We start from the raw sequence: 20,210 nt of genomic DNA on the forward strand, positions 1-20,210 counted from the left end.
GTGCCTCTCCGTAGCAACGTCGCCGCACGCCCGTCGCGCACAGGGTGCGCTCCCGCAGTGATGGTCAGCGTGCCGGTTTATCCCAGCGGCGTGGCCAGATACCGGCTCGGCGCCATCCCCAGCACGCGCCGGAATGCCGCGGTAAACGCACTGGGATTGCCATAGCCCAGGTCGACCGCCACCTGCGTGATCGCCTCGCCGTTGCTCAGTCGCGTCAACGCCGTGAGCAGGCAGGCCTGATGCCGCCAGGCGGTGAAGCTCATGCCGGTTTCGTCGCGGAAGGTGCGCGTGAAATGGCGCCGACTCATGCCGGCGCGGCGCGCCATGTCGTCGATCTTCACTTCCTGCGAGGGTTGTTCCAGCAGATGTCGGCAGAGCGCGGCGAGACGCTTTTCGCGCGGCAGCGGCGTGCTCAGCGGCAGCACCGGCATGCGGCGGATTTCATCGAGCAGCAGCGCCATCACACGTCCATCCCGGCCGTCCAGATCGTATTCGGCCGGCAGGTCCACCGCTTCCATCAGCAATTCGTGCAGCAGGGGAGAGACGCTGATGACCTGGCAGCGGGATGCGAGGCCGGCGTTCTCGACGGCCTCGGGCGTGACGTAAGCGCTGCGCGTGGACACCGGGCCGGCCATCAGCACCTCGTGCGACACGCCGGGCGGGATCCAGAGGGCGCGCCGTGGCGGCACCACCCAGCTGCCTTCGCTTGTAATGGTGGTGATCACCCCTGTGGAGGCATACAGCAGCTGGCCGCGGCGATGCGAATGCGGGGGCAGCACGTAATGCGGGGGATAGTCGTTGCCCGTCGCGATCACGTCGCGGGGCGTCTGGTCAAAGCTTTCCGCACGGGCGTTACGCATAGGCTTGGCCCATTTTCAACAGAAATTGACCCAGTTGCGTGTGCGGGCCGGGCGCGTCCACTTTAAGGTGGCGTTCCCGGCGGCGCAACCGCGTCGTCCTGCCGCAGACGTTCCCTTACGAGTCCCCATGCAAACCCGCGTCGAAGACATGCCGTTGGCCGCCGCGCCGCCCGCCAGCCCTGCCACCGAACACGCCACCGAGTTCAGGATCCTCGGTGCGATCAGCTTCTCGCACCTGCTCAACGACATGATCCAGTCGTTGATCCTGGCGATCTATCCGATCCTCAAGAGTGGCTTCAACCTCAACTTCGCGCAGATCGGCCTGATCACGCTGACCTACCAGATCACCGCCTCGCTGCTGCAGCCGGCGGTGGGCCTGATCACGGACAAGAAGCCGATGCCGTATTCCTTGCCGGTGGGCATGGGCTTCACCCTGTGCGGCTTGTTGCTGCTCGCGACGGCGCCCAACTTCACCGTCCTGCTGATCGCTGCGGGCTTGGTCGGCACGGGCTCCTCGGTGTTCCATCCCGAATCCTCGCGCGTGGCGCGCATGGCCTCGGGCGGTCGTCATGGCCTGGCGCAGTCGCTGTTCCAGGTCGGCGGCAATGCGGGTGCGTCGCTGGGTCCGTTGCTGGCGGCATGGATCATCGTGCCGCATGGCCGCGGCAGCGTGGCGTGGTTTTCGCTCGCCGCGCTGCTGGCCATCGTGGTGCTGCTGCAGGTGAGCCGCTGGTATCGCGATCACCACGCCGTGCGCGGCAAGGCCAAGGCCAAGCGGGCGTCGCATATCGTGCTGACCCAGGCCCAGGTGGCCTGGTCGCTGCTGATCCTCGGGCTGCTGATCTTCTCCAAGTATTTCTATCTGGCGAGCCTCAGCAGCTACTACACGTTCTACCTGATGCACCGCTTCGGCGTGTCCGTGCAGAGTGCGCAGACGCATCTGTTCGTGTTCCTGTTTGCCGTGGCGGCCGGTTCGCTGATCGGCGGTCCGGTGGGCGATCGCATCGGACGCAAGTGGGTGATCTGGGCATCGATCCTCGGCGTGGCGCCGTTCACCCTGCTACTGCCGCATGCCAGCCTGTTCTGGACGGGCGTGCTCACGGTGATCATCGGCCTGATCCTGGCCTCGGCGTTCTCGGCCATCCTGGTCTACGCGCAGGAGCTGATTCCTGGCCGCGTGGGCATGGTGTCGGGCCTGTTCTTCGGCTTTGCGTTCGGCATGGGCGGCATTGGTGCGGCAGTACTGGGACATATCGCCGACGCGCGCGGCATCGAGTATGTCTACGGCTTGTGCGCCTATCTGCCGTTGATCGGCATCATTACGGCGTTCTTGCCGAATCTGGAGCGCAAGCCGGCCTGAGCGTGCGCGGGCGCTACACCTCTGTGGGAGCGCACCCAGTGCGCGACGGGTCGGTAGTGCGGGACGATGTGGGGCCGCGGTCGCGCACAAGTGCGCTCCTACAATGGAGCGGGGCGGTGAAGGTTGCGCTCTGTAGGTTTGTCGGGCACAGGGTGCCCTCCCACAGGGGAGGGCTGCACGGTCGTCAAACGACAACCGGCTCCGGCTCCAGCGTCACGCCGAACTTCGCGCGCACGCCCTCGATCACCTTCAGCGCAAACGCCCATAGCTCGCCGCCAGTGGCGCGGCCATGGTTCACCAGCACCAGCGCATGGCGATTGGAGATGCCGGCGTCGCCCTCGCGCATGCCCTTGAAGCCGCTGGTTTCGATCAGCCAGGCAGCGGAGAGCTTCCATCGCCCATCGCTGCCCACCCACGACACCAGCTCGGGATGTTCGCGCTTGAGCGCCTCGCCCTGGGCTGCATCGATCAAGGGATTCTTGAAGAAACTGCCGGCGTTGCCGATCACCGCGGGGTCGGGCAGCTTCTTGGTGCGCAGATGCACCACGGCCTCGGCCACGTGGAACGGTGCCGGCTTGTCCACGCCCATGCGCACGAGTTCCTCGCCAATGCCCGCATAGTCCGTGCGCAGTTCGCGTGAACGGGGCAGGGCAAAGCGCACGGCGGTGACGATGTAGCGACCAGGCTCATGCTTGAACACCGAATCGCGATAGGCAAAGGCGCAGGCGGCGCGATCGAGCACGGCCACGCGACGCTCCTGCGTATCCCACGCTTCCACGCTGTCGATGAATTCCGCCACCTCGGTGCCATACGCGCCGATGTTCTGGATCGGCGCGGCGCCCACGGTGCCAGGAATCAGGATGAGGTTTTCCAATCCGGCGTAGCCCTGGCCCAGCGTCCAGCGCACGAAATCATCCCAGCGCTCGCCGGCGGCCACCGCGATGCGGGCGACGTCGCCATCCTGTTCCACCTGCACGCCGCGCGTGGCCATGGCCAGCACGGTGCCGTCGTAGTCGCCGGTAAACAGCATATTGCTGCCTTCGCCCAGCACCAGCAGCTTGCCGTTGCGTACGGCCGGAAATTCCAGCAGTTCGGTCAGCTTGGAGGCGTCGTTGATCTCCGCCAGCAGACGCGCCCGCGCGTTGACGCGCAGCGTGTTGCGCGTGGCCAACGGAGCATTTTCGATCAGCGTGTAGCCGCCCATATCGATACGTTCAACCGGCATGGGTGGTTTCCTGCTGACGGCGGATTTCATTCACGCATTCGGCGATCAGCGAGGGCCCGCGATAAACCATGCCCGAATACAGCTGCACCAGCGAGGCGCCTGCGCTGATCTTCTCCGCAGCATCGCTGCCATCGAGTATGCCGCCCACGCCGATGATGGCGAGCTGGTCGCCCACGCGCTGGCGCATGCCGCGCAGCACGGCGGTGGAGCGGGCGAACAGCGGCTTGCCAGAGAGGCCGCCGGTTTCATTGCCCTGCGGATCGTCGGCGACGGCGGTGTGGTCGATGGTGGTATTGGTGCAGATCACGCCGTCCACCTTGGCGGCCAGCAGCACGTCGGCGATCGCATCAAGCTCGTTTTCGCTGAGGTCCGGAGCGATCTTCAACAGCATCGGCTTGCGCGCACCGCTTTGCGAGCCCAGGCGCTCCTGTGCTTCACGCAGGGTCTCGATGAAGCGGCGCAGGGTGGCTTCTTCCTGCAGGTCGCGCAGGCCCTGTGTGTTGGGCGAGGAAATATTCACGGTGATGTAGCTGGCCAGCGCATGGACGCGCTCCAGGCAGAACAGGTAATCGTCCACCGCCTTGTCGTTGGGGGTGTCCTTGTTCTTGCCGATATTGATGCCGAGCACGCCGCGATAGCTCGACTTCTGCACATTGCGCACCAGCGCATCGACGCCGGCATTGTTGAAGCCCAGGCGATTGATCACCGCCTCGTACTTGGGCAGGCGGAACATGCGTGGCTTGTCGTTGCCCGGCTGCGGACGCGGCGTGGTGGTGCCCACTTCCACGAAGCCAAAGCCCAGTGCGCCCAGCGCATCGAGGTGATCGGCATTCTTGTCCAGCCCGGCCGCAAGGCCGACCGGATTGGGAAAGCGGATGCCAAACGCCGTGGTCGGCAACTCTTGCGGCAGCTTAGCCACCAGCTGGATGAAGTTGCTGCGATGGGCCACGTCGAGGCCATAGAGCGTCGCACGATGCGCGGTTTCAGCATCCAGCGCGAACAGCAATGGGCGAATGAGGTCATACATAGTCAGGAAAGTTGGCCCACGTAGATGACGGTGTCGTAGTCGAAACCGATGCGCCCGTTGATCGCGCTGCGATCGAACAGCTCGCGCAAGGCGTGCATCATGGCTTCATGATTGGGATGGCCTTCGCGTGGCGCATACGAGGATGAAAGCAATCGTCCACTGAGGCTTTCATAGTCCAGGCGCTGGCCGTGATCGAAACGGCCCATGCCCAGATAGCCCTCGCCGAACCACGCACGCAGCGTCGGTTCGTCGCCATAGCGCTCGGCGACGCTGGTGTAATCGGTACCGTATTGCTTGAGGATCGCTTCGTAGCCTTCAAGGAAGGGCGAGCCGACCAAGCGGCGCGAATTCCAGATGATCGCCGCCAGTCCGCCCGGACGCAGGATGCGCTGGAACTCCGCGCGCGCGGCCGCCTGGTCGAACCAGTGGAACGCCTGCGCCACGACGATGAGGTCGACGCTGGCGTCGTCGAGACCGGTCGCGGTCGCATGCCCATCAACGGTGCTGAAACGCGAGTCATCGCCCAGCCAGCTCTCGGCCGCAGCGCGCATCGGTGCATTGGGCTCCACCGCGATCACGTGATAGCCGCCATCCAGGAACAGCTTGCTGGAGATGCCGGTACCCGCGCCGATGTCCGCCACCAGCCACTGCGGGGTGACACCGAACTCGCTCTGCAGCCACTGCAGCATGGCCAGCGGATAGTCGGGTCGAAACCGCACATAGTCGGCGACGCGGTCGCTGAAACGTTCGGTGGGCTTCTGGTCGGTCATGATTGCACCGTTACCGCACGGGACATCAACCGTGCCAGGGAAAGAAATGCGCAAAGAGCCCGATGCCGAGGGCTGCAAGACTGAAGAACAGCAGCAAGGCCAGGACGATCAGCGCCAGCTGCAGGTAACCCATCACCAGGCCGATGACGGCAAGTGAATCGCCTTCCACGGTGCCCGGCGGAGCAAGGCGAATTTCCTTGCGTGCCAGGTGTCCGCAAACGATGGCGATGACGGCTGCCACAAAGGGAAGCACGGTCCAGGAGGCAATACCGGCAACGAGGCTGACGATGGCGAGCGTGTTGGTCGATCGATAAGCAGCGGGCTGGTAACTCATGGACGCACTCCCTGTGAGGTCATGGACGAAACACGGTGGCTGATCGGCTGTCGGCTGATAGTAGACGCGCCGCTCCGTCAATGGCGCATCTGCAGGAAGAAGAACGCGACCAGCAATCCAAACAGCGTGTACTGCGCGTACGCCATGATGCTCGCCGCCTTGGTGAGTCCCTCGCCGCGAATCGAGCCGCCAGAGCGGCGAATCTGCCGCTGCGCGATCCAGGCGCTTGGCGAGGCGATCACGGAACCGCTGAGCGGCATCGCGAACATGATGTACAGATTGAGCCCGGACAAGGCCAAGCCCATCACGGGCAGCACCGTCCAGGCGAGCACGGTAAACACCAAGCTGAAAATCGCCAGCGAACTATACGTCGGTGCCGCTTGAACCACCTGTGCGTTTTCCATCATCACAACTCCTGTCGTCGATGCCGTTACGCGTGCACTTGCTTCCTGGCGGTGCGTGCATCCCGGCTTTCGCCGGGATGCACCGGTACTGCGGTTTTACAGATCGAACTTGATGCCCTGCGCCAGCGGCAGCGAGTTGGAGTAGTTGATGGTGTTGGTCTGGCGGCGCATATAGACCTTCCATGCGTCCGAACCGGATTCGCGACCGCCGCCCGTTTCCTTCTCGCCACCGAAGGCGCCGCCGATTTCCGCACCGGACGTGCCGATGTTGACGTTTGCGATGCCGCAGTCCGAACCTGCCGCCGACAGATACTGCTCGGCCGATTTCAGGTTCTGCGTGAAGATCGCCGAGGACAGGCCCTGCGGCACGCTGTTCTGCAGCTCGATGGCTTCGTCCAGCGTCTTGAACGGCATCACGTAGAGGATCGGCGCAAAGGTTTCCGTCTGCACCACGTCGTCGCTGTTCTTCACACCGCTGACGATGGTCGGCAGCACGAAGTTGCCCTTGCGGTCGCTGAGCGCAGCGCCGCCGGTGAGCACCTTGCCGCCGGTGGCCTTGGCCTTTTCGACGGCGGCGAGGTAGGCCTTCACGGCATCCGGGCTGTTGAGCGGGCCCATCAGCGTGGTGGCCAGCGTCGGATCGCCGATCTTGCCTTCCACCTGCTTGTACGCGGCGACCAGCTTGTCGGTCACGTCGCCGATGATGGACTCATGCACGAACAGGCGGCGCGTGCTGGTGCAGCGCTGGCCGGCGGTGCCGACGGCGCCGAACACGATGGCCGGAATCGCCAGCTTCAGGTCGGCGCTCTCGTCCAGGATGATGGCGTTGTTGCCGCCCAGCTCCAGCAGCGAACGACCCATGCGCTTGGCCACGCGCTCACCCACCTGGCGACCCACCTTGGTCGAACCGGTGAAGCTGATCAGGGGGATGCGGTGATCGTCCACGAAGGCCTGCGACAGATCGGTGCCGGCATCGTTGAACAGGAAGAAGATGTCCGGGAAGCCGGCTTCGTTCAGCGCGTCGTTGCAGATCTTCATGCTGGCGATGGCCGACAGCGGCGTCTTCGGCGACGGCTTCCAGATGCAGATATCGCCGCAGATGGCCGCGAGGAACGCATTCCACGCCCACACCGCGACCGGGAAGTTGAACGCACTGATGATGCCGACCAGACCCAGCGGCTGGTACTGCTCGTACATGCGATGGCCCGGACGCTCCGAGTGCATGGTGTAGCCATAGAGCATGCGGCTCTGGCCCACGGCGAAGTCGGCGATGTCGATCATCTCCTGCACTTCGCCATCGCCTTCGGGCTTGATCTTGCCCATCTCCAACGCCACCAGCGAGCCGAGCGCGTCCTTGTGCTTGCGCAGCGCTTCACCGCACAGACGCACCGCTTCACCGCGACGCGGCGCCGGGGTGGTACGCCACACCTTGAAGGCTTCCTGCGCGCGCTTGACGATCACTTCGTAGTCGGCCGCGCTGGATGCGTGCACCGAGGCAATCACTTCGCCCGTGGCGGGATTGACCGGATGCAGGGTGCCGGCGTCGGTCGTCTTGGACCACTCGCCCTGACCCAGGTACGTGCCCGAATGCGACTGGCCAAGACCAAGGGCGGTGAGAATTTCGTGCGACATGCTTCACTCCAGACCGGGGCGCGGGGAAGGCGCCGGGAATAAAACCGCCATTCTAGCAGGGGCCTGTTAACGGGTTCGCGCCGTCCCCCCGTTCCATGCCAGAATTCCGCCCGTTGCCCCCGTAGCTCAGCTGGATAGAGCGTCCCCCTCCTAAGGGGAAGGTCGTACGTTCGAATCGTATCGGGGGCACCAAGACGCAGATGCACAAAGGCCGGCGGTGACGCCGGCCTTTGCTTTTAGGGCTCACACCGCGGGCCTGGACGAGCCCAGCGGCGGGCCAACTGGCGTTGGTCGGGAGGGCGATCGGCGCGGTCAATGAGTGCATGCGGCAGTGCAGCGTGCGCGCCTCCTGCGGATGTCACTCCAGGTCAGCGCCATGACGCTGTAGGTCAGTTTTTGGCGAAAATGCCCCGGTCGAGCACCTCGGCCTGGACGTGGCCGGCCACCGCATCGTGGTCCATCGCTTCGCCGCTGAGCTCCTGCTGGGCGCAGACCGTGCCGTAGATGTGGGCGCGCCAGGCCACCCGGCCGGGCAGCTGATCCACTTCACAAAGCACCTGAAGTTCGTGCTCTGTCTCATCCACGACGCAAAAATTCATGTTCATGCGTGGGCGCCCCTGACGCCCGCGAAACGGCCAAACGGTGGGCGATGGCGATGCCATCGCGAGGTCCTCATCGAGTGTCTGGTTCTTCGAGGCGCCTTTGTTCAAGCCAAGCGCAATCAAGGAACGTGCCATGTCGCCAGTAAGCGGGCGGGCCTTGGTGCGCCCTGGTCGGATCAGGCGAGGATGCCGTGCTCGCGTGCGTAGGCGTACACGTCCAGGTCGTTCTTCAACCCCAGCTTGTTCATGGCATCCATCTTCTGGCGGCTGATGGTTTTCACGCTGCGGTTGAGCTGACCGGCGATCTCGGTCACGGTGAAGCCCGAAGCGAACAGGCGCAGCACTTCGGTTTCGCGCTTGGACAGGGCCGGATGGCCGTCGGCCGGACTACCCGCGCCGCCATCATCGAGCACCTGGCTGATGCTGGTGCTCAGGAACAGACGTCCATGCGTGACGGCCTGCACCGCGAGCGTCAACTCCGAAAGCGCATCGGTCTTGCTCATCAGGCCGCGCGTACCGGTTTCCAGGATCGCCTTGAGCACGCCACCGTTGTTCACCATGGTCAGTACCACCACCGGCAGCTCGGGGCGGCGACGGCGAATCATGCCGAGCATCTGCAGGCCGTCGGCCATTTGACCGCCGGGCATGCTGAAGTCGGTGATCAACAGCTCGCAGGGATGTTTGTCCACGGCATCGAGCAGCTCGACCGGCGAGCCGACCTCGGCCACCACTTTGGCCGTCGTATGGTTTTCCAGCAGGGCGCGTACGCCGCTGCGAAAAATGGGATGGTCGTCAGCGAGGATGATGCGAAGGGTCACGGTGTGCCCGTCCCGAGTGTCTGTGTCTGTAGAGCTGGGCTAGGGTAGCTGCTAGATGCCTAATGCATTGTAGGTTTGAGCCTACGCCACGCTTGTAGTCTTCAGATGGCGCTCATGAAGCTTGTCACGTCTTCTATCGTGAGTAAGTGTTCGATGCAGACGCGAACGCCTGGACATCAGCGAGGCATCGGCCAGTGGCATGCACCCCGCGCAGCGAGGGGAAGCGCTGCCATTCTAAGTCCGATCGCGACTGTTACGTCATAGCGAAAATCTACTTAGCTTGCCGGCTGCTTCATCAACGCGCGCGCATCGGGCGCGGCGGCCACGCTCGATGCAGATCAGCCAGATGCGGCAATCGGGTGTTTCCCGGCGCAGGCCTAGCGTGAAATCGTCGAGACGGGAGTGCGGCGACTCATCGCCGTTCCTGTTGCTGTCGGCGTCTACAGAAGCAGGCCCGTGAAGCTCTATCGGCAATGCATTTTTCGCACGGATTTCCGCGGCGAATTGGATGGCGGCCTCTTGCGCGTGGTCTGCAAGGACAAGCTCTGTTGCAGTGGCGGCGACTACAACCTCAGTGCTTCTATGCCTGGCTGGACAACGAGCACTACAGGCTGCTGACCGGCTCCAACCTGTCCGCCTGCATCGAAATCTCGAACGCCTTCGCATGGCGCTCGTCGAGGTGGGGCTGCAGCGTTTCGCCCAGCCTGGTCTGACAGTTCACTCAACGCGTGTGGACCTTGCTGCGCTACGACTGCCATCCCTGAGGTTGATGCCCGGACGCGACGGTGGGTGATCGATCCCGACGCCGAAAGATGTTGTCTCGCAGCATGGCTGAGGTCACGGCGGGCACTTAGCCGCCTGGCGGTTTGTTCCAGGCCGCTGATCGGCGCATGCCGGGCGCGGTCTGGTGCAAAGTCTCCCTCCTGGTGCATCGCAAAAACCTCGCAAAAACATGCGGTTGGAAAGCATGACCTTTGCCACGCTCGCTGAATGTAAGTCATGCGTAAGCTTTGGTCTCGCATAACGATTTCAGCGTTCCATGTTGCCGGCGCCCCACCGCCGGTTCCCCGCATGGCGCAGGGCGCGAAAGGGAGTTCTTATGGCGGTACTCGTCGGCATTTACCTGGTGCAGGGCGACCTGTTCGAAATCGTGCGCGATGGCGGAACCCTTTGGACTGGCACGTGGACGCTGTTCCGTTCCCCCTGGATGAATCGCGCGGATTGGGAAGCGCTGACCAGCGGTGAGACCGCGGCCTGCTTCGACAGTCCTGAGCTCGCCATGCAGGCGGGCGAAGAAGAGGGCGTGGCGTTCGCCCGCGAACTGCAGGGTGACGATGGGCTGGAGCCCATGACATGGGCGCCGGTGCCAGTCACCTCGAGCGTGCCGCTCAAGCGCGCCTGCGGTGGCGGCCGGCACTGATCGGGCTTGCCTGCGGCATCACGTGGAACCCTGGCCATCGCATGGCCCAACGGCCGAGTGTCGTTCCCCTCGGTGCGCACGCCATAATGCGCAGACACGGCGATCCGCCGGACGAGAGGAAGGCGACGGGCCACTCATGGCGCGTACCCTGCTAGCGCTGATGGTGCCCGAGGCCGAGCCGCTGATCGGCAGCTTCCGCGATCAGTACGACCCTTCCGCGCGTCGTGGCCTCGGGGCGCACATCACCCTGATCTATCCCTTCATCGACAGCGAACTGCTCACGCCGACCCTGCTGGCGCGCTTGCGCGAGGTGGCGGCGGAGATCCCCGCGCCAATGTTTCGCCTGGCGCATGTGGATACGTTTCCTTCCGTCGTGTGGCTGGCGCCCGAGCCCGCCAAACCCATCGCCCAGATCGCCAACGCGCTGGAGCGCGCCTTTCCCGATCATCCCAAGGGCGGCGGCGCCTTTCCCGACTTTGTTCCCCATCTCTCGGTCGCACGGCATGTGCAGCATGAGAAGGCGGCGCTGATCAACGAACTGGAAGCACGGCTGGCCGATCATGGCCCCGTCTACGGCTGGTGCGAATCGCTGTCGTTGCTCGTCAACGATCATCGGCGCTGGCATGGGGCAGGGGAGTTTCCCTTTCTGCATTGATCCGCGCATGCATTTCAAGGCATGCCCAGGCAGGGCCGACGTCGAGCTAGTCCGCTTCGTCCAGCGGTGCGAGCACCAGCGGCACATCCTGTGCGCGGCGGCCGATGTTGCGAAGACTGTTGCGCCTGCCGCAGACCGGGCACATGAAATACACGCCAAAGCTGTCGATTGACGGCAGGGTGTCCTTGGCCGTCAGCTCGGATTGGCAGCGTATGCACGTCCACATGGTGACGAGGGATACCTGGATGGCGTGAGAGTGGCGTGTGACCGCCGATTTAGTGTTCGTTGACCCAGGTATCTTCGATGTCGTCCTGGATGGCGACCTGCAGTTCCGTGCTCGACAGTTCGGAAACCTCGAAAACCCTGCCGTGGCGCATGCCGCGGTAAATGCCGTTGAGGCGGAACGTAGCCGACCAGTACACGCTGTCGTGCACGGCGCCGAGATACTCCGCCGTGTAATTGAAACCATTGCTGGTCATGCCGGCGACCTCAGCCATGATCGCGTCCTCCGCAGCCCTTCGACCTGACACTACTCTCCTTGGCTGCGCCGCGTGTGAATGATTCGGCAGGGCAGGCTGTTGGCCGGACCTTGTGGGCTGATGGGATGACTCCACGCGTATCGGTGCAAGGCGGAACCCCTCAGCCCGTACCCGGCGCGGCGTTTCAAGAAGCGTCTGATGTATTCGTGCCAGCCGACCTCGCTAGCATGGGTCCCCGTCCAATGGCGATGCCGCGAGCGAGCATGGAGCCGCTTGTTGGCGGTAGGCCTGGTCTTCCTCAAGCGAAGCCAGGAGTGGGTCGGTGGTCCCGCGCCACGCCGTCGTGCACAGAGGCAGTCATGAGTGAAACATCATCGATGAGGGAGTTTGCCGTGGTGTTTCGCAGCGATGACGAGGACGACATCGTCAGCGCCGACGCGCCTGGCGACGCGATGGCCGTCCACGACCATGGCGACCCTGCGGTCCCAGATCTGGCGCATCCCGTCTGGACGCGCCATGACACCGAAGGCGATGTCGTCGAAGTGGCGGACGTCGAAGAAGTCGAAGCGCTGGTGTACCAGGACACGGTGACGCAAGTGCGTGAACTGCACAGCTTCAGCCACTCCGTCCGACTCCTGTTCCACGCCGCAACGCTGAAGTTCTACGCCACCATCTACATGGATGACCTGTTGTGGCGAGCGATGAAGTCCTCCGACTTCGACGCCGCCGAGAGGGCCTTTGAAGAATTCGTGGCGCAGGCCAATCACCGCGCCCGCAGCGAAGTGCGCCGCGTCCAGCTCGACGCCGCCAACAGGCAGCTGCAGCGTGTAATCGCCGAGTCCGAAGCAAGGGCAGAGCGCCTGCGCGTCAACATCCAACGCAACGCCGCGCAAAAGCAACGTGCGATGGACCGCGAAACCGAACTGCGCCACAGCATCCAGCAACTCGACGCCGCGCGCCTGCAGGCGCAGCTCTACGCCAACCGCACGTTCCGCCAGATCGGGCAGCTGCACTCGACGTGTGCGGCGCAGTTGCCGCGGTATCGTGGGGGATGGGTGGGGTTGCGGAAGAAGTGAGCAGACGTGGCGATTGGCATTGGCCATCATCCTGACAAATTGCCCCTGAAACGATTTCTCTTGCTTTGGGTCGCCTGAGACATCGGCAGAGTTCCAATCAGCGGGGGGGCTCTGGCCCTGGTTTCGGCTCGGGATTGACTTGGCGACCCGTTAATTTAGCCTAGGACGATGAGCGAGCACTCCGACATCTCCTACCCCGAACACGGCAATGCATCCTGCGCGCAGGTCGAGGATCACTCGTTCTGGTTCAAGCACAGGAACGAATGCATCTCGGCACTCGTATCTCGATTTGCGCAGGGTTCGCACTTCGCCGATGTAGGCGGCGGCAACGGATTCGTTGCCCGTCGTCTTCAGGATGACGGGCATGATGTTGTCCTGGTCGAACCCGGTCCAGATGGTGCGCGCATGGCTCAGGCCCGTGGCATTCATCGAGTCGTCTGTGGCACGTTGAGCGATGCAGCGCCGGAACTTGGCCCGCTGGACGCCGTTGGCGCGTTCGATGTCGTCGAGCACATCGAGGATGACGCGGCCTTTGTGGGACAGATTGCGGCATCGCTGAGCGCCGGTGGCTATTTCTTCTCGACGGTGCCGGCACATACCTGGATGTGGTCGGGCGCAGACGATGAAGCAGGGCACTTTCGACGCTATACGTCGGACAACTACGCCTCACTCCTGGCGCCGCACTTCGACGTGAAATTCATCAGCTACTTCTTCGGGGCCCTGGTCCTTCCCATCCTCGCCTTCCGGTCGATTCCCTATCGATTTGGCATTCGCCCCAAAACCACCGAAGCCAAGGCGTCGCGCGAGCACGGCACGGACAACGGCCTCTCAAGCCGCGCGCTGACTCTGCTGCTGCAGCCTGAAGTGCATCGCATCGCCACGCTCAAGCCCCAGGCGTTTGGATCCAGCCTGATAGTGGCCGCTCAGAAGCGCTCAGGATAGATTTTTGCTTTGGTACGCCCTCGCTTTCGCACAGGACGAAAGCGAGGTCGGAGTGCACTTCTGCATGGATTGATTGAATGGCATCGCGCGATTCCGCGCGGCGGTAGTCGCGGCAGTGCGCCGGCCGGCGATCGCAAACCCCAACGCAGCCAGATCGCCATCAAGTCAAAAAAAAGGCCCGACATAGTCGGGCCTTTTCTTTTCAAATCTGGTACCGGTGATAGGACTCGAACCTACACGACATCGCTGCCAGTGGATTTTGAGTCCACCGCGTCTACCATTCCGCCACACCGGCATTGCAGCGACGCATTATGCCGGGTTCAGTGGACCGGGTCGAGCCCCAGTTGGCGGTCGGAGCGCTGGTACTGATTGTGGCCCAGGGGCTGGAACACGGCGCAGTGGGTCATGGCGCCCGAGTAGATGTGCAGGCTCACGGCGACGGCGTCGTCGCTGGGGTTGCGGATGGTGTGGTACTCGTGCGGCGGGATCAGGCTGCCGGCGGAGCCGGGGCCGGCCTGGATGGAGCCCACGGGCTGGAAGCAGTAGTTGCCGTCTTCGTCGGCGAGGCGCTCGTACTGGACCACTTCCAGCGCGCCGCTCCAGACGCCTTCCACGCACCACATGCCGCAGTGGTCATGGATCGGGGTGCCCTGGCCGGGTCCCCAGGTCATGGCGACCACGCAATAGCCGTGGTCTTCGCTGCGGTAGAGCTCGCGGCGGGCATAGCGGCCTTCGGCGGTCTCGAAGACGCAATCGGGGAGCTTCACCTGCTGGCTGCGGATGAGGCTGCACAGGCTGTTGCGCAGGCTGTCGGTGACGGCGCGGGTGGTGTCCTGCGACACAGCCGCGTCGATGGCGTCGATGAGCTTGCGGGAGCCGGGGAAGTCCAGGGTAAGCATGGTGATTCTCGAGGTTCGTGCTACGCGGCCATCTTAGCAGTGCCGGCGGGGCGCCGCAGGCGGCCCGTTCAGAGTCCGCCGAGGAAGCCGCCTATGGCACGGCTGTAGTTGGGGATGTCAACCAGGAATGCGTCATGCCCCTGCGGCGAATTGAGCGCCACGAATTCCACCGCGGCGCCGGCCGCGCGCAGGCCGTCGGCGATCTGCTCCTGCTGTTCCAGCGGGAACAGGATGTCGGTGCTCACGCCGATCACCATGGCCTTTTCCACGCTGATGCGCTTGAGGCCTTCCATCACGTTGCCGTTGCCGTACTCGGCCATGTCGAACCAGTCGCTGGCGCGCGAGAGGTAGAGGTAGCTGTTCGGGTCGAAGGTGTGCACGAAACGCTGCGCATGTCCTTCGAGGTAGGACTCCACTTCGAATTCCAGACCGAACGGATTGTCGTCGCGTTGCTCGGGATCGAGCCGGATGCGCGCAAAGCGGCCATTCCATTCCATCGCGGAGCGGTAGGTGATCACGCCGAGCTTGCGCGCGATGCTCATGCCGTCGACGGGATAGTCGTCATCGGCATAGCGGCCGTTGTTCCAATGCGGATCGAGCCGGATCGCTTCGCGCTGCAAGGAGCGGATGGCGATGGCGAACGGCTGCGCCTGCGGTGCCGTGTCCACGCTGATGTGCGCGCGCACGCTGCCCGGGTGCAGCACCATGTAGGCCAGCGCGCTCATGCCGCCCATCGAGCAGCCGATCAGGCACGCGAGCTGGTCGATGCCGAGGCTTGTGACGGCCACGTGTGCGGCGTTGGCCACGTCTTCCAGCGACAGCTCGGGAAAATCCAGGCGATAGGGTTCGCCGGTCGCCGGATTGATCGACCGGGCGCAGGTGGAGCCCTTGTCGCTGCCGAGCGAGTTCACGCAGATGACGAACCAACGCGAGCTATCGATCGCCTTGCCCGGGCCGATCATCGCTTCCCACCAGCCGTCGGACGGATCCTCCGCGTTGGACGCGGCATGCGCGCTGGGCGAGAGGCCGGTGAGGATAAGCACGGCGTTGTCGCGCGCGCTGTTCAACTCGCCCCAGGTTTCGTACGCCACGCGCGCCTCGCGCAATGCGCCGCCCCGTTTCATCGCGAAGGGCGACGGGAGGGCGCAGTAGCGGCGGGCGTCGTGTGTCATTCGTGAACCTTGTCGATGCTGATCTTGATCGGCGATTGCGTGCTCACCGCAACCACGCCGGCATCGCCTTCCAGGTCGCCCGGCTGGGCGATGGCCTGGCCGCTCTTGCTGATGCGGGCGCCCACGAACACGCGTGGCACCGAGGATAGTTTGAGTTGCGGCGTCATGCCCATCGTGTCGTTCAAGGTGACGGTGGCGGGCAGGGCGTTGGCGTCCAGCTTGGCCACGGCCAGCGGCATCGGCGGGCCGTGCTCGGCGCGCGCGTAGACGAACAGCGTATCGCCTGCGGCCAGCTTGTTCTTGAGCGCCGGTGCGAGCGCCACTTGCACCTGCAGTGACGGTTGAGCGTTGGCGGCGGCAGGCGCTTCGGTCGCGGTCTTGCCCGGGTCCTTGACGCGCGCATCGGCGACGGCAATCTGCTCGGCCACCGCCTTGGCCACGTTGGAGTCCGGATCTAGTTGCGGCTGCAGCTGGCGCCAGGTGGCGGCGGCTTGCGCATATTGATCGTGCTGGAACTGGCTGATGCCCAGCAGCCACAGGCCGCGCTGGCTTTGTGGGTCGATCTTCACCGCGCGTTCGAGCAGTTCCTGCGCGCGGCCGTCGATGCGGTGATCCTCGCGCAGCAGCGAATCGGCCTCGGCCCAGCCGACCATGGCGGCGCTGTTGTTGGGATCGATGCGCAGGGCCTCGTCGTACGCATGGCGAGCATCGGCGGCGCGATGCATCACGCTATAGGTCTGTCCCAGCAGCATCCAGCCTTGCAGATCGTCCGGTTTCTGCACAAGGTGTGCGTTCAACTCGTCGACTGCCTGGTCGATGCTCATGCCGGCGTCGGACTTGGGCACGCCATCGAGCACGACGGGCGTGCCTACCGCGAGGTAAAGGCCGATCGCAGCGAGGGGAAGACAGAACGCCACGATCATGGCGAGCGCAAAGACGCCGCGCGGACGGCCGAGTCGGCGTCCGTGACGTACCAGCGGCAGCAACACGAGCAAAAGCGCCGCAACGATCATCGCCGCGGCGATCAGATAAAAAGCCAGCCTCACCAGTCGTCCCCTTCATCGGTCGGCTTGTCGTCGGTGACGGTGACCGCCGCGCGTCCGCGCCGGCGCACCGTGACCACCACTACGGCCGCACCGGCCAGCAAGATCACCAACGGTCCAAACCACAGCAGCAGCGTGCTGGTTTTTACCGGAGGGTCGTACAACACGAAATCGGAATAGCGATCGACCAGGTATTGCTTGATCTCCTCGTCGCTCTTGCCCTGCTGCATCAGGTTGAACACTTCGTGCCGCAGGTCGCGCGCGAGGTCGGCGTTGGAGTCGGCGAGGTTTTCGTTCTGGCAGACCAGGCAACGCAGTTCGCGCGTGAGGCTTTGGAAGCGGACTTCCTGGGCGTGGTCTTTGAAGGGCAGGGGGTCGATGGCCTGGGCGAAGGCGATGCTGGCGACGAGGAACAACAGAAGAACCTGTGGGAGCGCACCCTGTGCGCGACGCCAGGCTGGCCGCCTCGTAGGATTGTCGCGCACAGGGTGCGCTCCCACAAAAAGGCGGCGGATCATGGCTGTTCCTTGGACAACGCCGCAATCGCCGGCTTCAATTCCTTCGCAATCACCTCAGGCGTCAGCGGGCCGATGCGCTTGTAGCGGATCACGCCCTTGCCATCGACCAGAAAACTTTCCGGTGCGCCATACACGCCGAAATCAATCGCGGTACGGCCTTCGCGATCGACGATGATCATGTCGTACGGATTGCCGTGCTTGGCCAGCCAGTCCTTGGCGTCTTCCGGCGCATCTTTGTAGTTGTAGCCGACCACCGGCACACCGATGGTCTTGCCTTCGGTCATCAGCACGGGATGTTCCTCGCCGCAGGCGATGCACCAGCTGGCGAACACGTTGATCAGGTAAGGCTTGCCCAGCATGGCGTCGCGGCTGACGGTCTGCGCGGGATCGTCCAGCTTGGGCAGCACGAAGGCCGGCGCCGGTTTGTTGATCAGCGGCGAAGGCACTTCGCGCTGGTCGTGCTGGGTGTTCCACCAGATGCCGAAGCCGAACAAGGCCACCAGCAGCAGGAAGCCGAAGAAGGGAATCAGGCGGCTCATGCGCGCGACTCCTGCAGCGTGGTTGCCGGCACCGTTGCCGTCTCGGCCACGCGCTTGGTGCGGAAGCGACGATCGGCCGCGGCAAAGAAACCGCCCAGCATCATCAGCAGACCACCGGCCCAGATCCAGCGTACGAACGGCTTGTCGTAAAGACGCAATGCCCACGCGCCTTCGGGCTGCTTCGCATCCATCGGTTCGCCCAGCGCCACGTAGAGATCGCGGAACAGGCCCGGATTGATTGCCGATTCCGTCTGCACCTGGCCGCGCAGGTAGGTGCGTTTCTGCGGATGCATCACGGCCACGGTGCTGCCGTTGCGCGTGACAGTGACCGTGCCTTGGTCGCCCTGCCAGTTGGGGCCCTGCGTATGCTGCACGCCGTCGAAGCGGAATTCGTAGCCGCCGATGCTTTCGGTCTGGCCCGGCGCCACGCGCACGTCACGCTCCACGCTCAGCGCATTGGTGAGCAGTACGCCGGCAAGGAAGACGCCCACGCCGAAATGCGCGAGCAGCATGCCGGCCATCTCGGCGGGATAGCGCCGACCGGCGGGCATCTCGCGCCAACGCTTGATCACGTAAAGCAGGGTGCCGAAGCCGCACCACACCGCGGCGGCGGTGCCGGCAATCGCCTTGCTTTCGCCGCTGGTGACGAACGCCGCGACGATGGCGCAGGCGATGGCCGCCAGTCCGGCGCGCAGCATCACTTTTTTCAGCACCGGCACATCGCTCTTGCCCCAGCGCAGGTACGGGCCGAACGGCAGCAACAGCACGATCGGCAGCATCAGCAGGGTGAACAGGAAACCGAAGTAGGGCGGGCCTACTGAGATCTTGCCGAGATTCAACGCATCGCCCAGCAAGGGGAACAGCGTGCCGAGCAGCACCATGGCGGCGGCCACGGTAAGCATCAGGTTGCCGACCAGGATCGCTGTTTCACGCGAGACCACGGCGAATGGCTTGCCGCCCGCCACTTTCGGTGCGCGCATCGCATAGAGCAGCAGCGAACCGCCCACCACGATGGCGAGGAAGCAGAGGATGAACAGGCCACGGCGCGGATCGGAGGCAAACGCATGCACCGAGGTGAGCACGCCCGAACGCACCAGGAACGTACCCAGCAACGAGAGCGAGAACGCGAAGATGGAAAGCAGGATGGTCCAGGCACGCAGACCGCCGCGCTTCTCCGTCACGGCCTGCGCGTGGATCAGCGCAGCACCCACCAGCCACGGCATGAAGCTCGCGTTCTCCACCGGATCCCAGAACCACCAGCCGCCCCAGCCCAGCTCGGCATACGCCCACCAGCTGCCCGCGACGATGCCGGCGGTGAGGAAGCCCCAGGCCACGTTCGTCCACGGACGCGCCCAGCGCACCCAGGCCTGTTCCAGTTCGCCCCCCAACAGCGCAGCGATGGAGAACGCAAACGCCACCGAGAAACCGACGTAGCCCATGTAGAGCACCGGCGGATGGAACGTCATGCCCGGATCCTGCAGCACCGGGTTCAGATCACCGCCATCGGGCGGCATCGGCAACAGGCGTGCAAACGGGTTGGAGGTGAAGATGATGAAGGCTAGAAAACCAACTGCCACCAGGCCCAGCACGCCGAGCACGCGCGCCACGAACACTTCAGGCAGGTTGCGACTCAGTGCAGCGAGCGCGAGCGTCCACAGATTGAGGATGAAGATCCACAGCAGCAGCGAACCTTCGTGCGCGCCCCACACGGCGGCGACACGGTAGTACCACGGCAAGGCAAGGTTGGAATTGTCGGCGACGTACTGCACCGAAAAGTCGAACGTGAGGAACGACCACACCAACAGTCCGAAGGCGAGCGCGACGAATACGGCCTGTCCTGCCGCCGCAGGGCGGGCCACCGACATCAGCGCGCGGCTGCCGCTCCAGGCGCCGATCAGCGGCAGCACGCCTTGGGCCAGTGCGAGCAGCAGCGCGAGGATCAGGGCGAGTTGGCCAAGTTCGGGGGTCATTGCGGTTTGTCCTGTCCGGCTTCCTCGTTCACTTTCTTGCCTTCGTGGGCCTTGGCCATGGCGTCCTTCAGCTCTTTGGGCATATAGGTTTCGTCATGCTTGGCCAGCACTTCGGTGGCGATGAAGCGGGCGTTGTCCATGTGGCCGGTGGCGATCACGGACTGATTGTCGCGAAACAGGTCGGGCAGGATGCCGGTGTATTCGACGGGCATCGAGCCGCTCGCATCGACCACGGTGAAGGTGACCTTCAGCGATTCCTTGCTGCGCTGGATCGAGCCGGACTTGACCATGCCGCCCAGGCGGAAGGTCTTGTAGCTGGTGGCTTGTCCCGTCTGCACCTGGCTGGGCGTGAACAGGTAATTCATGTTCTGCTGCAGGGCGAACACGATCAGCGCCACCGCTACCAGGGCGGCGGCTATCACGAGTAGGACGATGGTAAGCCTGCGCTTGCGTGTGGGGTTCATG

At 64.2% G+C, this 20,210-nt stretch carries 23 protein-coding genes and 2 tRNA genes; 6 read left to right on the plus strand and 19 right to left on the minus strand.

All coding sequences use genetic code 11. The features are described from left to right. Nucleotides 1-77: 77 nt before the first annotated feature. Nucleotides 78-860 carry an AraC family transcriptional regulator gene (locus Y882_RS01365; protein WP_046970077.1) on the minus strand — a complete coding sequence of 261 codons (783 nt, stop codon included), beginning with the start codon at nucleotides 858-860 and terminating at the stop codon, nucleotides 78-80. A gap of 127 nt (nucleotides 861-987) precedes the next feature. Between Y882_RS01365 and Y882_RS01370 the strand changes: the two genes are divergently transcribed. Next, complete coding sequence (locus tag Y882_RS01370) at nucleotides 988-2,220, plus strand: MFS transporter (protein WP_046970078.1); 1,233 nt, start codon at nucleotides 988-990, stop codon at nucleotides 2,218-2,220. Between the two features lie 184 nt (nucleotides 2,221-2,404). Here Y882_RS01370 and murB read toward each other — a convergent pair whose 3' ends face one another. The 6 genes from murB to amaB form a co-directional block, all read right to left on the minus strand. Next, nucleotides 2,405-3,424, minus strand: coding sequence for a UDP-N-acetylmuramate dehydrogenase (murB, locus tag Y882_RS01375; protein ID WP_046970182.1), 1,020 nt, complete (start codon nucleotides 3,422-3,424; stop codon nucleotides 2,405-2,407). 10 nt (nucleotides 3,425-3,434) lie between these two features. Then, the gene (locus tag Y882_RS01380; RefSeq protein WP_046970079.1) at nucleotides 3,435-4,472 is read right to left on the minus strand and encodes a quinone-dependent dihydroorotate dehydrogenase; all 1,038 of its coding nucleotides are present in this window, start codon (nucleotides 4,470-4,472) and stop codon (nucleotides 3,435-3,437) included. 2 nt (nucleotides 4,473-4,474) lie between these two features. Continuing rightward, nucleotides 4,475-5,242 carry a class I SAM-dependent methyltransferase gene (locus tag Y882_RS01385; RefSeq protein ID WP_046970080.1) on the minus strand — a complete coding sequence of 256 codons (768 nt, stop codon included), beginning with the start codon at nucleotides 5,240-5,242 and terminating at the stop codon, nucleotides 4,475-4,477. 25 nt (nucleotides 5,243-5,267) lie between these two features. Continuing rightward, nucleotides 5,268-5,576 (minus strand): DUF4190 domain-containing protein, encoded by a 309-nt coding sequence (locus tag Y882_RS01390; RefSeq protein ID WP_046970081.1) that lies wholly within the window; start codon nucleotides 5,574-5,576, stop codon nucleotides 5,268-5,270. A 77-nt stretch (nucleotides 5,577-5,653) separates the two neighbouring features. Further along, on the minus strand, nucleotides 5,654-5,983 hold the full coding sequence (locus Y882_RS01395; RefSeq protein WP_046970082.1) for a hypothetical protein: 330 nt from the start codon (nucleotides 5,981-5,983) through the stop codon (nucleotides 5,654-5,656). A 93-nt stretch (nucleotides 5,984-6,076) separates the two neighbouring features. Beyond that, a complete protein-coding gene (amaB, locus tag Y882_RS01400; RefSeq protein ID WP_046970083.1) occupies nucleotides 6,077-7,612 on the minus strand; it encodes an L-piperidine-6-carboxylate dehydrogenase in 1,536 nt (511 codons plus the stop codon). Between the two features lie 115 nt (nucleotides 7,613-7,727). Here amaB and Y882_RS01405 point away from each other — a divergent pair. Further along, a tRNA-Arg gene (locus Y882_RS01405) sits at nucleotides 7,728-7,804 on the plus strand. Nucleotides 7,805-8,001: 197 nt separating this feature from the next. On the opposite strand, the gene Y882_RS01410 is transcribed toward Y882_RS01405, so the two are convergent. Together Y882_RS01410 and Y882_RS01415 are read right to left on the minus strand one after the other, a co-directional pair. After that, complete coding sequence (locus Y882_RS01410; RefSeq protein WP_046970084.1) at nucleotides 8,002-8,349, minus strand: hypothetical protein; 348 nt, start codon at nucleotides 8,347-8,349, stop codon at nucleotides 8,002-8,004. 41 nt (nucleotides 8,350-8,390) lie between these two features. Then, the gene (locus tag Y882_RS01415; RefSeq protein ID WP_046970085.1) at nucleotides 8,391-9,032 is read right to left on the minus strand and encodes a response regulator; all 642 of its coding nucleotides are present in this window, start codon (nucleotides 9,030-9,032) and stop codon (nucleotides 8,391-8,393) included. A gap of 1,099 nt (nucleotides 9,033-10,131) precedes the next feature. Between Y882_RS01415 and Y882_RS01420 the strand changes: the two genes are divergently transcribed. Continuing rightward, nucleotides 10,132-10,452: a hypothetical protein gene (locus Y882_RS01420; protein WP_046970086.1), complete on the plus strand. Its 321-nt coding sequence runs from the start codon at nucleotides 10,132-10,134 to the stop codon at nucleotides 10,450-10,452. Nucleotides 10,453-10,588: 136 nt separating this feature from the next. After that, on the plus strand, nucleotides 10,589-11,107 hold the full coding sequence (locus Y882_RS01425; RefSeq protein ID WP_046970087.1) for a 2'-5' RNA ligase family protein: 519 nt from the start codon (nucleotides 10,589-10,591) through the stop codon (nucleotides 11,105-11,107). A gap of 46 nt (nucleotides 11,108-11,153) precedes the next feature. On the opposite strand, the gene Y882_RS01430 is transcribed toward Y882_RS01425, so the two are convergent. After that, a complete protein-coding gene (locus Y882_RS01430; RefSeq protein WP_046970088.1) occupies nucleotides 11,154-11,333 on the minus strand; it encodes a hypothetical protein in 180 nt (59 codons plus the stop codon). A 49-nt stretch (nucleotides 11,334-11,382) separates the two neighbouring features. Then, entirely contained in the window at nucleotides 11,383-11,604 is a 222-nt protein-coding gene (locus Y882_RS01435) for a hypothetical protein (protein WP_046970089.1), read from the minus strand. Between the two features lie 341 nt (nucleotides 11,605-11,945). Between Y882_RS01435 and Y882_RS01440 the strand changes: the two genes are divergently transcribed. After that, nucleotides 11,946-12,662 carry a DUF2968 domain-containing protein gene (locus tag Y882_RS01440; protein ID WP_162207379.1) on the plus strand — a complete coding sequence of 239 codons (717 nt, stop codon included), beginning with the start codon at nucleotides 11,946-11,948 and terminating at the stop codon, nucleotides 12,660-12,662. 168 nt (nucleotides 12,663-12,830) lie between these two features. Beyond that, nucleotides 12,831-13,604, plus strand: coding sequence for a class I SAM-dependent methyltransferase (locus tag Y882_RS18695; protein ID WP_052949579.1), 774 nt, complete (start codon nucleotides 12,831-12,833; stop codon nucleotides 13,602-13,604). 209 nt (nucleotides 13,605-13,813) lie between these two features. Here Y882_RS18695 and Y882_RS01450 read toward each other — a convergent pair. The 8 genes from Y882_RS01450 to ccmE form a co-directional block, all read right to left on the minus strand. Then, a tRNA-Leu gene (locus Y882_RS01450) sits at nucleotides 13,814-13,899 on the minus strand. Between the two features lie 25 nt (nucleotides 13,900-13,924). Next, entirely contained in the window at nucleotides 13,925-14,503 is a 579-nt protein-coding gene (locus Y882_RS01455) for a cysteine dioxygenase family protein (RefSeq protein WP_046970090.1), read from the minus strand. A 68-nt stretch (nucleotides 14,504-14,571) separates the two neighbouring features. Next, nucleotides 14,572-15,675, minus strand: a complete 1,104-nt coding sequence (gene metX / locus Y882_RS01460) for a homoserine O-acetyltransferase MetX (protein ID WP_046970091.1) — start codon at nucleotides 15,673-15,675, stop codon at nucleotides 14,572-14,574. After that, nucleotides 15,672-16,721, minus strand: a complete 1,050-nt coding sequence (locus Y882_RS01465; RefSeq protein WP_046970092.1) for a tetratricopeptide repeat protein — start codon at nucleotides 16,719-16,721, stop codon at nucleotides 15,672-15,674. Before Y882_RS01465 ends, metX begins: the two co-directional genes overlap by 4 nt. Next, nucleotides 16,718-17,236, minus strand: a complete 519-nt coding sequence (locus Y882_RS01470; protein WP_425479389.1) for a cytochrome c-type biogenesis protein — start codon at nucleotides 17,234-17,236, stop codon at nucleotides 16,718-16,720. The genes Y882_RS01465 and Y882_RS01470 overlap by 4 nt, the downstream gene beginning before the upstream one ends. Then, nucleotides 17,233-17,775 carry a DsbE family thiol:disulfide interchange protein gene (locus tag Y882_RS01475; RefSeq protein ID WP_046970093.1) on the minus strand — a complete coding sequence of 181 codons (543 nt, stop codon included), beginning with the start codon at nucleotides 17,773-17,775 and terminating at the stop codon, nucleotides 17,233-17,235. Before Y882_RS01475 ends, Y882_RS01470 begins: the two co-directional genes overlap by 4 nt. After that, nucleotides 17,772-19,745, minus strand: coding sequence for a heme lyase CcmF/NrfE family subunit (locus tag Y882_RS01480; RefSeq protein WP_046970094.1), 1,974 nt, complete (start codon nucleotides 19,743-19,745; stop codon nucleotides 17,772-17,774). Before Y882_RS01480 ends, Y882_RS01475 begins: the two co-directional genes overlap by 4 nt. Beyond that, nucleotides 19,742-20,209, minus strand: a complete 468-nt coding sequence (gene ccmE, locus Y882_RS01485) for a cytochrome c maturation protein CcmE (RefSeq protein WP_211259103.1) — start codon at nucleotides 20,207-20,209, stop codon at nucleotides 19,742-19,744. The genes Y882_RS01480 and ccmE overlap by 4 nt, the downstream gene beginning before the upstream one ends. Nucleotide 20,210 lies beyond the last annotated feature (1 nt).

The sequence above is a fragment of the Dyella japonica DSM 16301 genome, assembly GCF_001010355.1.
GTDB lineage: Bacteria > Pseudomonadota > Gammaproteobacteria > Xanthomonadales > Rhodanobacteraceae > Dyella > Dyella japonica.

Coding starts and splice junctions, on each gene's coding strand:
- Y882_RS01385 (WP_046970080.1), bottom strand. CDS start 5,242: ATGACCGACCAGAAGCCCACCGAACGTTTCAGCGACCGCGTCGCCGAC.
- Y882_RS01475 (WP_046970093.1), bottom strand. CDS start 17,775: ATGAGCCGCCTGATTCCCTTCTTCGGCTTCCTGCTGCTGGTGGCCTTG.
- metX (WP_046970091.1), bottom strand. CDS start 15,675: ATGACACACGACGCCCGCCGCTACTGCGCCCTCCCGTCGCCCTTCGCG.
- Y882_RS01430 (WP_046970088.1), bottom strand. CDS start 11,333: ATGTGGACGTGCATACGCTGCCAATCCGAGCTGACGGCCAAGGACACC.
- Y882_RS01365 (WP_046970077.1), bottom strand. CDS start 860: ATGCGTAACGCCCGTGCGGAAAGCTTTGACCAGACGCCCCGCGACGTG.
- Y882_RS01370 (WP_046970078.1), top strand. CDS start 988: ATGCAAACCCGCGTCGAAGACATGCCGTTGGCCGCCGCGCCGCCCGCC.
- Y882_RS01455 (WP_046970090.1), bottom strand. CDS start 14,503: ATGCTTACCCTGGACTTCCCCGGCTCCCGCAAGCTCATCGACGCCATC.
- Y882_RS01480 (WP_046970094.1), bottom strand. CDS start 19,745: ATGACCCCCGAACTTGGCCAACTCGCCCTGATCCTCGCGCTGCTGCTC.
- Y882_RS01470 (WP_425479389.1), bottom strand. CDS start 17,236: ATGATCCGCCGCCTTTTTGTGGGAGCGCACCCTGTGCGCGACAATCCT.
- Y882_RS18695 (WP_052949579.1), top strand. CDS start 12,831: ATGAGCGAGCACTCCGACATCTCCTACCCCGAACACGGCAATGCATCC.
- Y882_RS01380 (WP_046970079.1), bottom strand. CDS start 4,472: ATGTATGACCTCATTCGCCCATTGCTGTTCGCGCTGGATGCTGAAACC.
- Y882_RS01420 (WP_046970086.1), top strand. CDS start 10,132: ATGGCGGTACTCGTCGGCATTTACCTGGTGCAGGGCGACCTGTTCGAA.
- murB (WP_046970182.1), bottom strand. CDS start 3,424: ATGGGCGGCTACACGCTGATCGAAAATGCTCCGTTGGCCACGCGCAAC.
- Y882_RS01435 (WP_046970089.1), bottom strand. CDS start 11,604: ATGGCTGAGGTCGCCGGCATGACCAGCAATGGTTTCAATTACACGGCG.
- amaB (WP_046970083.1), bottom strand. CDS start 7,612: ATGTCGCACGAAATTCTCACCGCCCTTGGTCTTGGCCAGTCGCATTCG.
- Y882_RS01395 (WP_046970082.1), bottom strand. CDS start 5,983: ATGATGGAAAACGCACAGGTGGTTCAAGCGGCACCGACGTATAGTTCG.
- Y882_RS01425 (WP_046970087.1), top strand. CDS start 10,589: ATGGCGCGTACCCTGCTAGCGCTGATGGTGCCCGAGGCCGAGCCGCTG.
- Y882_RS01410 (WP_046970084.1), bottom strand. CDS start 8,349: ATGGCACGTTCCTTGATTGCGCTTGGCTTGAACAAAGGCGCCTCGAAG.
- Y882_RS01390 (WP_046970081.1), bottom strand. CDS start 5,576: ATGAGTTACCAGCCCGCTGCTTATCGATCGACCAACACGCTCGCCATC.
- ccmE (WP_211259103.1), bottom strand. CDS start 20,209: ATGAACCCCACACGCAAGCGCAGGCTTACCATCGTCCTACTCGTGATA.
- Y882_RS01440 (WP_162207379.1), top strand. CDS start 11,946: ATGAGTGAAACATCATCGATGAGGGAGTTTGCCGTGGTGTTTCGCAGC.